General features: G+C 68.7%; 16 protein-coding genes and 1 pseudogene. 7 read left to right on the top strand and 10 right to left on the bottom strand.

The annotated features are described in order from the left end of the window. Positions 1–121: 121 nt before the first annotated feature. Positions 122–742, bottom strand: coding sequence for a hypothetical protein (locus ACGFIZ_RS11845; RefSeq protein ID WP_393418354.1), 621 nt, complete (start codon positions 740–742; stop codon positions 122–124). Continuing rightward, the gene (locus tag ACGFIZ_RS11840; protein WP_393418352.1) at positions 739–1,395 is read right to left on the bottom strand and encodes a GNAT family N-acetyltransferase; all 657 of its coding nucleotides are present in this window, start codon (positions 1,393–1,395) and stop codon (positions 739–741) included. Before ACGFIZ_RS11840 ends, ACGFIZ_RS11845 begins: the two co-directional genes overlap by 4 nt. A 92-nt stretch (positions 1,396–1,487) precedes the next feature. On the opposite strand from ACGFIZ_RS11840, the gene ACGFIZ_RS11835 reads away from it, so the two are divergent. After that, a complete protein-coding gene (locus ACGFIZ_RS11835; RefSeq protein ID WP_393418350.1) occupies positions 1,488–1,736 on the top strand; it encodes a hypothetical protein in 249 nt (82 codons plus the stop codon). On the opposite strand, the gene ACGFIZ_RS11830 is transcribed toward ACGFIZ_RS11835, so the two are convergent. From ACGFIZ_RS11830 to ACGFIZ_RS11820, 3 genes are all read right to left on the bottom strand, one after another. Next, positions 1,712–1,984: a hypothetical protein gene (locus ACGFIZ_RS11830; RefSeq protein ID WP_393418348.1), complete on the bottom strand. Its 273-nt coding sequence runs from the start codon at positions 1,982–1,984 to the stop codon at positions 1,712–1,714. The genes ACGFIZ_RS11835 and ACGFIZ_RS11830 overlap by 25 nt on opposite strands. Continuing rightward, on the bottom strand, positions 1,981–2,226 hold the full coding sequence (locus ACGFIZ_RS11825; RefSeq protein ID WP_393418346.1) for a hypothetical protein: 246 nt from the start codon (positions 2,224–2,226) through the stop codon (positions 1,981–1,983). Before ACGFIZ_RS11825 ends, ACGFIZ_RS11830 begins: the two co-directional genes overlap by 4 nt. A 119-nt stretch (positions 2,227–2,345) precedes the next feature. Beyond that, a complete protein-coding gene (locus ACGFIZ_RS11820) occupies positions 2,346–2,555 on the bottom strand; it encodes a hypothetical protein (protein ID WP_393418344.1) in 210 nt (69 codons plus the stop codon). 124 nt (positions 2,556–2,679) lie between these two features. Between ACGFIZ_RS11820 and ACGFIZ_RS11815 the strand changes: the two genes are divergently transcribed. Next, positions 2,680–3,474, top strand: coding sequence for a GntR family transcriptional regulator (locus ACGFIZ_RS11815; RefSeq protein WP_393418356.1), 795 nt, complete (start codon positions 2,680–2,682; stop codon positions 3,472–3,474). Beyond that, positions 3,471–3,752 (top strand): annotated as a pseudogene (locus tag ACGFIZ_RS11810) (GCN5 family acetyltransferase); the annotation flags it as partial. The gene ACGFIZ_RS11815 and the pseudogene ACGFIZ_RS11810, both read left to right, overlap by 4 nt. Positions 3,753–4,084: 332 nt before the next feature. Here the strand turns inward: ACGFIZ_RS11810 and ACGFIZ_RS11805 are convergent. After that, positions 4,085–4,705, bottom strand: a complete 621-nt coding sequence (locus ACGFIZ_RS11805; RefSeq protein WP_393418354.1) for a hypothetical protein — start codon at positions 4,703–4,705, stop codon at positions 4,085–4,087. Next, on the bottom strand, positions 4,702–5,358 hold the full coding sequence (locus ACGFIZ_RS11800) for a GNAT family N-acetyltransferase (RefSeq protein WP_393418352.1): 657 nt from the start codon (positions 5,356–5,358) through the stop codon (positions 4,702–4,704). Before ACGFIZ_RS11800 ends, ACGFIZ_RS11805 begins: the two co-directional genes overlap by 4 nt. A 92-nt stretch (positions 5,359–5,450) precedes the next feature. On the opposite strand from ACGFIZ_RS11800, the gene ACGFIZ_RS11795 reads away from it, so the two are divergent. Beyond that, the gene (locus ACGFIZ_RS11795; RefSeq protein WP_393418350.1) at positions 5,451–5,699 is read left to right on the top strand and encodes a hypothetical protein; all 249 of its coding nucleotides are present in this window, start codon (positions 5,451–5,453) and stop codon (positions 5,697–5,699) included. Here the strand turns inward: ACGFIZ_RS11795 and ACGFIZ_RS11790 are convergent. The 3 genes from ACGFIZ_RS11790 to ACGFIZ_RS11780 all read right to left on the bottom strand — a co-directional run bounded on the left by ACGFIZ_RS11790 (position 5,675) and on the right by ACGFIZ_RS11780 (position 6,518). Beyond that, positions 5,675–5,947 (bottom strand): hypothetical protein, encoded by a 273-nt coding sequence (locus ACGFIZ_RS11790; RefSeq protein ID WP_393418348.1) that lies wholly within the window; start codon positions 5,945–5,947, stop codon positions 5,675–5,677. The two genes, ACGFIZ_RS11795 and ACGFIZ_RS11790, sit on opposite strands and share 25 nt — an antisense overlap. Further along, entirely contained in the window at positions 5,944–6,189 is a 246-nt protein-coding gene (locus ACGFIZ_RS11785; RefSeq protein ID WP_393418346.1) for a hypothetical protein, read from the bottom strand. The genes ACGFIZ_RS11790 and ACGFIZ_RS11785 overlap by 4 nt, the downstream gene beginning before the upstream one ends. Positions 6,190–6,308: 119 nt before the next feature. Further along, positions 6,309–6,518, bottom strand: coding sequence for a hypothetical protein (locus tag ACGFIZ_RS11780; protein ID WP_393418344.1), 210 nt, complete (start codon positions 6,516–6,518; stop codon positions 6,309–6,311). A gap of 124 nt (positions 6,519–6,642) precedes the next feature. Between ACGFIZ_RS11780 and ACGFIZ_RS11775 the strand changes: the two genes are divergently transcribed. The 3 genes from ACGFIZ_RS11775 to ACGFIZ_RS11765 all read left to right on the top strand — a co-directional run bounded on the left by ACGFIZ_RS11775 (position 6,643) and on the right by ACGFIZ_RS11765 (position 8,816). Beyond that, positions 6,643–7,437 (top strand): GntR family transcriptional regulator, encoded by a 795-nt coding sequence (locus ACGFIZ_RS11775; RefSeq protein WP_393418342.1) that lies wholly within the window; start codon positions 6,643–6,645, stop codon positions 7,435–7,437. Then, entirely contained in the window at positions 7,434–7,988 is a 555-nt protein-coding gene (locus ACGFIZ_RS11770; RefSeq protein WP_393418340.1) for a GCN5 family acetyltransferase, read from the top strand. The genes ACGFIZ_RS11775 and ACGFIZ_RS11770 overlap by 4 nt, the downstream gene beginning before the upstream one ends. A 474-nt stretch (positions 7,989–8,462) precedes the next feature. Continuing rightward, positions 8,463–8,816, top strand: a complete 354-nt coding sequence (locus ACGFIZ_RS11765; protein ID WP_393418338.1) for an S-adenosylmethionine decarboxylase family protein — start codon at positions 8,463–8,465, stop codon at positions 8,814–8,816. Positions 8,817–8,947: the final 131 nt, after the last annotated feature.

Here is an 8,947-nt window from a genome sequence, read left to right as displayed (position 1 = left end):
CGAAGGCTTGGAAGGGTGACCTCGGGTCGTTGGTACCCGCGTCGGGACCTGACGGCGGCCACTCCTTCCGGGCCCCGCGCCCGTCGCCGGAGGGAGGCGACGGACGTCATCGGAAGGTGCGTCAACTTGCGCTGGCGCCCCGGGTGGGGCGGCCGTTGCGGGCCAGCGGCCACAGCCGCGGCCCGCTCGGCAGATGCAGCGGCAGGGCCGGGTAATAGCCGTGCCGCTGAAGCATGTCCCGCGCTGCTTCGGTCGTCACGACCGCGTAGCTCGGATATTCGGCTTCGTCGACCACCTCGTGGTACCGGCGCAGCATCTCGCGCAACATCCCGCGTCCCCTCACGTCGGGGTGCACGGCGAACCACGACAGCCAGTAGTGCGGCGCCGAGGACCTGTAGCTGTCGACGGCGACCTGGAGCGCGGCGAAGCGGGGCGACGACCTGCCCGCGAATGCCTTCAGATGGTGAACGGTGGGAACCCAACGCTGCACGTCCGGGTCATGGCGCCGCCACGCGGCGACCGCGGACATGTTCACCGCCAGGTCGACGCGCCCGGTCTCGACGGTGTGATCGACGTCGAGAGCGAGCATGCGCCAGAGGACCGAGGTGCGCTCGGCGGGGTCGGGCACCAGCCACTCGGCGACCGGGTCGTTGGCCAAGGCGTTGATCAGGAGCTGGGTAACCGACGCGACGTCGCTGGGCGTCGCTGGCCGGATGGGCGTGGACAGGGCAGGACCTTTCACAGCGGCCGTCGGTGCATCAGCTCGGCGGGAGGGAACTGCGCGGATACGCCGCCGTTGGGCTGGCCGCGCCACATGCGCCAGATCGGCGGGCCAGCGTTGGGCAGGTTCAGGGGCGGTCCTGGGTGGTAGCCGAGGCGGGCGTACAGGTCCCGGTTGCGTTCGTTGCTGGCCTCCAGGTATGCTGGCCGGTTCCGCGCGTCGAGCCTCCAGTGTGCGCTGCCGAGCAGCACCGAACCGATGCCGCAGCTCTGTCGGTCGGGATCGACAGCGACGTACGCGAGGTAGTCGTGCGGAATGCGAGGTCGGTGTGCCTCGAATAGCGCGTCGAGTAGCAGGAACCTCGGCGCGTACTTGCCAGTCGCGTTCATCAGTTCGTACTGGTAGCTCGGCGCGGCGACCGGCGCTTCGGTGCGGCTGTACCAGATCGCCACTCCCGCCAGGTTGTCGGTGGTGTCCACGTAGCCGTGCCGCTGCGCGTGGTGCAGGACGACCTTGAAGTACCGGTGGTAGACGACACGGCGTTCTCTGATGTTGGGGACGAGCCATTCACCAACGGGCCCTTGGAGGAACGCTTCGGCCAATAGCGCGATGAGCGGCCCGGCGTTATCACGGGTGGCCCGGCGGACTGTCAGCATGGGCCGGGCGGGGGCCATGCCGGGTCGGCGCGCCGACGTCGGTTGGGGCCGCGTCTCTACGAACGGCATGGCGTGGGTTGTTGCTGTGCTCAGGGGTGTGGTCACTGCGGGTGGCCTTCCTGGACCGAGTCGGCTGTTGGGGCGGGGAGTTCATCAAGTTGCTGAAGCAGCTGGCGACCGCCAGGGTGGCGCTGGAGTTCATCCAGGGCCCATTCCTGCTGGCGGCATGTGGTGTCCTGGCAGTTGAAGCACTTGCCGTTGCCGGCGTGCTGAAGCGCAGTGCGGCGGGCCGCGTCGAACAAGTCGACGGGTCGGACGCCTTCGTCGAGCCGTGTCACGGCGTGGAGGTGTGTCGTTGAAGCGCGGCGACCTTGACGCGCACTTCCATGCAGGGTGGGTGCTCGTCGATGTGGGAGTACGAGCACTGCGGTAGATGGCCCACCACCCACATTGCGTCATCGTTGACGTGAGCGAGGTCGGTACGGAGCCGAACGACCACGATGTCGACCCGGGTGCCGGGGGTGAGGTCGCGCCCGAAGGACCAGTCGTCCGGGTCGAGCCGAAGCAGCGTGCCGGGTGCCACGTTGACCGGGGGAGGGCTGCTCATGGCCGCCGCCTTCCGAACGGCCAGAGCCATGACGGCTCGGCGTCCGTGGGCTGCTGGTTCAGGTATTCCCACACGGCGCGGTTCCGCTCCGCTGCGACTGACGTGTCATCGAGGCCGAGAGTGGCGGCCCCGTTCCAGCCGCCGTGGTGGCCGTAGAGCGTCGCCGCCCCTTCGCAGTCGATCCCGAACGGCTTGTATGGCGTGTCGTCGTTACCGGGAAGGAACCACTTCTTGCGGGCCACATGTCACCTCCTTGGGTTGGGGTACGCGGCCAGGCCCTCCCCGGCGCTGGCCGCGTACCCCTGTCGGGGGTGCAGGGCCTGTGCGCCTGGGGGGACACGTGGGGAGCCCTGCACCCGGCCTATGTGCGGGACCGCTCCCGCAGGTAAGTCGTCACCCGGGCTGCTGACACCTCGGCCTGCTCGACGAGCGTGCGGAGCGGCGAGTTCATGGCTTCCCGCAGTTCTCGCGCGCCGTCGGCTTGGTCGAGGCCGGCCAGGAAGACGCGCGCGTACCCGAGTGCCCGGTTCACGCGCTCCATGTCGCGGGCCAGCTCGCCGGCCTCGTCCACGCTTCGCTCCCTGGTGAGCTAGACCAAACGTTAGGTAACGTTGGATTCATACCAACCATTGCAGTGCTGTGGGACACAGTCAAGCCCTCCCCGTTAGATTGGTTGGGACGAAATCAGGAAGGGTGTGAGCGTGGCGCAGCCGAAGTGCCGCCAGATCGCAGACGCACTCCGAGGTCGGATCGTCTCGGGAGAGTTGCGCGTGGGCGACCGGCTTCCGACAGAGACTCAGCTGCAAGGCCAGTACGGCGTCTCTCGCAATACCGTCCGTGACGCTACGGGCCTGCTGATCAACGAGGGCCTGGTGGAGAGGATGCCGGGGCGCAGCGGCGGAATGATCGTCCGCAGCAAGGTCACCCTGACCTTCCACGCTCACCGGGCGGAGATGCCGGGCCCGACGTCGGAGACCGACGCCTGGCGGTCCGAGGTGGCACAGCAGGGCTACGAGTCCTCGCAGGAGTTCCGGCTGACCATCGAGGTACTCCCTGCGGACCTCGCGGAACGCCTGCACGTGGAGCCCGAGTCGGCGGCGGTGCTGCGCCGGTGCGTCCGGTTCGTCAACGGCCAACCGTCGTCGGTGCAGGACACCTACTACCCGATGGACCTGGCTGAGAAGGTCCCGGAACTGCTGTCGCCGAGGGACATTCCGCAGGGCACGACCCGGCTGCTCGCCGAGCGCGGGTACGCGCAGGTCGGCTACTACGACGAATACGTGGCGCGCATGCCCACGCCCGAGGAAGCGTCGATGCTGCGGCTGCCGCCCGGCACCCCGGTGCTGCACTACATCCGCACCGGCTACACCTCGGACCGTCCGGTGCGGGTGTCCGTCACCCCGTTCGCCGGCGACCGAAACCGGATCGTCAGCACCCACGGCGACGCGAGCGTCATCGCCAGGTTCAGGCCGGAGGAAGAACCAACATGATCATCACGCCTGCCCGGTTGAGCGATGTCGACGTCATCATGAGCTGGCGCCGTGAGCGGGTCGCCTGGCTCGCCGCTAGGGGTGAGGACCAGTGGTCCATCCCGCTCCCCCGTTCCGCGGTCGCGTCGACTGTCTCCGCCGGGCAGACGTGGATGGTGTGGGACGGCGACGACCCGATTGCCACGATCACGCTGACGGCGTACGTGGACGTCGACAACCTGTGGAAACCGGACAGGGATCCCGAAGCGTTGTGGTATCCAGAGGACGACCCGGCCGACTGACCCGCCTCTACCTCGCGATGGCCGAGAAGAAGATGTGGCAGCAGATGCAGCAGCCCCCGGAGTTGACCGCCCACCCCACCCCCGCCCGCTCCTGAGGCGAGGCCCCCTGTCGACGCCGGGAAAGGCGGGCACCTTTGCAGGTCAGCTGCCAATGGTCAGGGGAGCCGGCGGGCGACGGGAGGCTCTCGATCGACCGACAAGGGCTGTGCGAAGGCTTGGAAGGGTGACCTCGGGTCGTTGGTACCCGCGTCGGGACCTGACGGCGGCCACTCCTTCCGGGCCCCGCGCCCGTCGCCGGAGGGAGGCGACGGACGTCATCGGAAGGTGCGTCAACTTGCGCTGGCGCCCCGGGTGGGGCGGCCGTTGCGGGCCAGCGGCCACAGCCGCGGCCCGCTCGGCAGATGCAGCGGCAGGGCCGGGTAATAGCCGTGCCGCTGAAGCATGTCCCGCGCTGCTTCGGTCGTCACGACCGCGTAGCTCGGATATTCGGCTTCGTCGACCACCTCGTGGTACCGGCGCAGCATCTCGCGCAACATCCCGCGTCCCCGCACGTCGGGGTGCACGGCGAACCAGGACAGCCAGTAGTGCGGCGCCGAGGACCTGTAGCTGTCGACGGCGACCTGTAGCGCGGCGAAGCGGGGCGACGACCTGCCCGCGAATGCCTTCAGATGGTGAACGGTGGGAACCCAACGCTGCACGTCCGGGTCATGGCGCCGCCACGCGGCGACCGCGGACATGTTCACCGCCAGGTCGACGCGCCCGGTCTCGACGGTGTGATCGACGTCGAGAGCGAGCATGCGCCAGAGGACCGAGGTGCGCTCGGCGGGGTCGGGCACCAGCCACTCGGCGACCGGGTCGTTGGCCAAGGCGTTGATCAGGAGCTGGGTAACCGACGCGACGTCGCTGGGCGTCGCTGGCCGGATGGGCGTGGACAGGGCAGGACCTTTCACAGCGGCCGTCGGTGCATCAGCTCGGCGGGAGGGAACTGCGCGGATACGCCGCCGTTGGGCTGGCCGCGCCACATGCGCCAGATCGGCGGGCCAGCGTTGGGCAGGTTCAGGGGCGGTCCTGGGTGGTAGCCGAGGCGGGCGTACAGGTCCCGGTTGCGTTCGTTGCTGGCCTCCAGGTATGCTGGCCGGTTCCGCGCGTCGAGCCTCCAGTGTGCGCTGCCGAGCAGCACCGAACCGATGCCGCAGCTCTGTCGGTCGGGATCGACAGCGACGTACGCGAGGTAGTCGTGCGGAATGCGAGGTCGGTGTGCCTCGAATAGCGCGTCGAGTAGCAGGAACCTCGGCGCGTACTTGCCAGTCGCGTTCATCAGTTCGTACTGGTAGCTCGGCGCGGCGACCGGCGCTTCGGTGCGGCTGTACCAGATCGCCACTCCCGCCAGGTTGTCGGTGGTGTCCACGTAGCCGTGCCGCTGCGCGTGGTGCAGGACGACCTTGAAGTACCGGTGGTAGACGACACGGCGTTCTCTGATGTTGGGGACGAGCCATTCACCAACGGGCCCTTGGAGGAACGCTTCGGCCAATAGCGCGATGAGCGGCCCGGCGTTATCACGGGTGGCCCGGCGGACTGTCAGCATGGGCCGGGCGGGGGCCATGCCGGGTCGGCGCGCCGACGTCGGTTGGGGCCGCGTCTCTACGAACGGCATGGCGTGGGTTGTTGCTGTGCTCAGGGGTGTGGTCACTGCGGGTGGCCTTCCTGGACCGAGTCGGCTGTTGGGGCGGGGAGTTCATCAAGTTGCTGAAGCAGCTGGCGACCGCCAGGGTGGCGCTGGAGTTCATCCAGGGCCCATTCCTGCTGGCGGCATGTGGTGTCCTGGCAGTTGAAGCACTTGCCGTTGCCGGCGTGCTGAAGCGCAGTGCGGCGGGCCGCGTCGAACAAGTCGACGGGTCGGACGCCTTCGTCGAGCCGTGTCACGGCGTGGAGGTGTGTCGTTGAAGCGCGGCGACCTTGACGCGCACTTCCATGCAGGGTGGGTGCTCGTCGATGTGGGAGTACGAGCACTGCGGTAGATGGCCCACCACCCACATTGCGTCATCGTTGACGTGAGCGAGGTCGGTACGGAGCCGAACGACCACGATGTCGACCCGGGTGCCGGGGGTGAGGTCGCGCCCGAAGGACCAGTCGTCCGGGTCGAGCCGAAGCAGCGTGCCGGGTGCCACGTTGACCGGGGGAGGGCTGCTCATGGCCGCCGCCTTCCGAACGGCCAGAGCCATGACGGCTCGGCGTCCGTGGGCTGCTGGTTCAGGTATTCCCACACGGCGCGGTTCCGCTCCGCTGCGACTGACGTGTCATCGAGGCCGAGAGTGGCGGCCCCGTTCCAGCCGCCGTGGTGGCCGTAGAGCGTCGCCGCCCCTTCGCAGTCGATCCCGAACGGCTTGTATGGCGTGTCGTCGTTACCGGGAAGGAACCACTTCTTGCGGGCCACATGTCACCTCCTTGGGTTGGGGTACGCGGCCAGGCCCTCCCCGGCGCTGGCCGCGTACCCCTGTCGGGGGTGCAGGGCCTGTGCGCCTGGGGGGACACGTGGGGAGCCCTGCACCCGGCCTATGTGCGGGACCGCTCCCGCAGGTAAGTCGTCACCCGGGCTGCTGACACCTCGGCCTGCTCGACGAGCGTGCGGAGCGGCGAGTTCATGGCTTCCCGCAGTTCTCGCGCGCCGTCGGCTTGGTCGAGGCCGGCCAGGAAGACGCGCGCGTACCCGAGTGCCCGGTTCACGCGCTCCATGTCGCGGGCCAGCTCGCCGGCCTCGTCCACGCTTCGCTCCCTGGTGAGCTAGACCAAACGTTAGGTAACGTTGGATTCATACCAACCATTGCAGTGCTGTGGGACACAGTCAAGCCCTCCCCGTTAGATTGGTTGGGACGAAATCAGGAAGGGTGTGAGCGTGGCGCAGCCGAAGTGCCGCCAGATCGCAGACGCACTCCGAGGTCGGATCGTCTCGGGAGAGTTGCGCGTGGGCGACCGGCTTCCGACAGAGACTCAGCTGCAAGGCCAGTACGGCGTCTCTCGCAATACCGTCCGTGACGCTACGGGCCTGCTGATCAACGAGGGCCTGGTGGAGAGGATGCCGGGGCGCAGCGGCGGAATGATCGTCCGCAGCAAGGTCACCCTGACCTTCCACGCTCACCGGGCGGAGATGCCGGGCCCGACGTCGGAGACCGACGCCTGGCGGTCCGAGGTGGCACAGCAGGGCTACGAGTCCTCGCAGGAGTTCCGGCTGACCATCGAGGTACTCCCTGCGGACCTCGCGGAACGCCTGCACGTGGAGCCCGAGTCGGCGGCGGTGCTGCGCCGGTGCGTCCGGTTCGTCAACGGCCAACCGTCGTCGGTGCAGGACACCTACTACCCGATGGACCTGGCTGAGACGGTCCCGGAACTGCTGTCGCCGAGGGACATGCCGCAGGGCACGACCCGGCTGCTCGCCGAGCGCGGGTACGCGCAGGTCGGCTACTACGACGAATACGTGGCGCGCATGCCCACGCCCGAGGAAGCGTCGATGCTGCGGCTGCCGCCCGGCACCCCGGTGCTGCACTACATCCGCACCGGCTACACCTCGGACCGTCCGGTGCGGGTGTCCGTCACCCCGTTCGCCGGCGACCGAAACCGGATCGTCAGCACCCACGGCGACGCGAGCGTCATCGCCAGGTTCAGGCCGGAGGAAGAACCAACATGATCATCACGCCTGCCCGGTTGAGCGATGTCGACGTCATCATGAGCTGGCGCCGTGAGCGGGTCGCCTGGCTCGCCGCTAGGGGTGAGGACCAGTGGTCCATCCCGCTCCCCCGTTCCGCGGTCGCGTCGACTGTCTCCGCCGGGCAGACGTGGATGGTGTGGGACGGCGACGACCCGATTGCCACGATCACGCTGACGGCGTACGTGGACGTCGACAACCTGTGGAAACCGGACAGGGATCCCGAAGCGTTGTGGTATCCAGAGGACGACCCGGCCGACGCGCTCTACGCGGCGAAGATGATGATTCCGCTGCGCTACGCCGGCTCGAACCTCGGCGGGGAGATGCTGGACTGGGCCGGCGGCCGGGCGTATGAGGCCGGCTTGACGTGGCTGCGGTTGGACGCCTGGACCACCAATCCGCGGCTGCACGACTATTACCGCGGGCAGAGCTTCCGCCACGTGCGCACCATAGAGTCGCGGGTGTCCGGCGCTTGCTTCCAACGGCCGTCCCAGCCGTACACCAGCACTCGGCTCAAGACCGAGGCGGTCTGACCGTGCTATCGGGGCCACGACACACCCGCCGGGGCGGGGAACCCCACAGCGGCCGTCGATGGCTCCAGTATGGATTGGGTGACGAGAGCATCTGCGACAAGGTCACGACCGAGTCGCCAACCCGCGAGCTGACGGTGCAACGTCTCTAATTAGCGGTGCTCGGTCGTCGACGACTGGGAGGTGGGCGTCATCGCTCGTCGTCAGGCAACCTCACAAGAGCCGTCGCCGCTACGCCGCGCCCGCCTCGGGCGGGGGTGGACGCTGGAGAACGTAGCCGGAGCTGTTCCTGAACCTCGACGTCCTCCTGGCCGACCACGGCGAACAGGTCCTCGACACGCTGTGGACCGAGGTATGCCGGTGGGCCGCCGATCCGCGGCGTCTCCACCGCGCCTACACCGTCGACTACTTCGCCGCCTTGCTGGCAGAGCACCCCGCCGTCCGTCCCGCGCACCGCGCCGCCTGAATCGAGGCCCCGTGATCCACGCTGTCTACGACGTGACGAACTGCGCCGGGGTCACTGCGGTCGGCCCGGAGCAGATCATGATCGCGATGCGAGAGACGTGTCGGCTGCTCGGCAACAGCGCCCGGTCAGAGTTGATCGAGCCGTTCCAGCCGCACGGCGCCACCTGCGTGCTGATCCTCGCCGAGTCGCACATCATCGTGTCCACCTGGCCGGAGTTCGCATTGGCACACATCGACGTGTTCACCTGCCGCGCGGACAGCGACCCGGACCGCGCGGTCCGGCCGATCCTTGACCTTCTCGGTGGCGACGTCGCGCTCGCCGGGCGGGTCCCACGCCTGGCCTTGCCCGCTGCGCTCGCCTCGTAACCCGCCCACGGCAGGGGGCCTTTCGCATCGCTCCCGGGTGCCCGACCGGGTACCCCGGCGGGGGTGGGAGGTGCGGGCGGGCCGGGGAGTGCCCAGGCGGACGGCCCGTTGGAGGGCGGACCGGCAGCGCG

It is taken from the genome of Micromonospora sp. NPDC048830 (assembly GCF_043198215.1).
Classification (GTDB): domain Bacteria; phylum Actinomycetota; class Actinomycetes; order Mycobacteriales; family Micromonosporaceae; genus Micromonospora.
The sequence above is the reverse complement of the archived record's forward strand: the minus strand, read 5'-3'. Positions and strand labels throughout refer to the sequence as shown.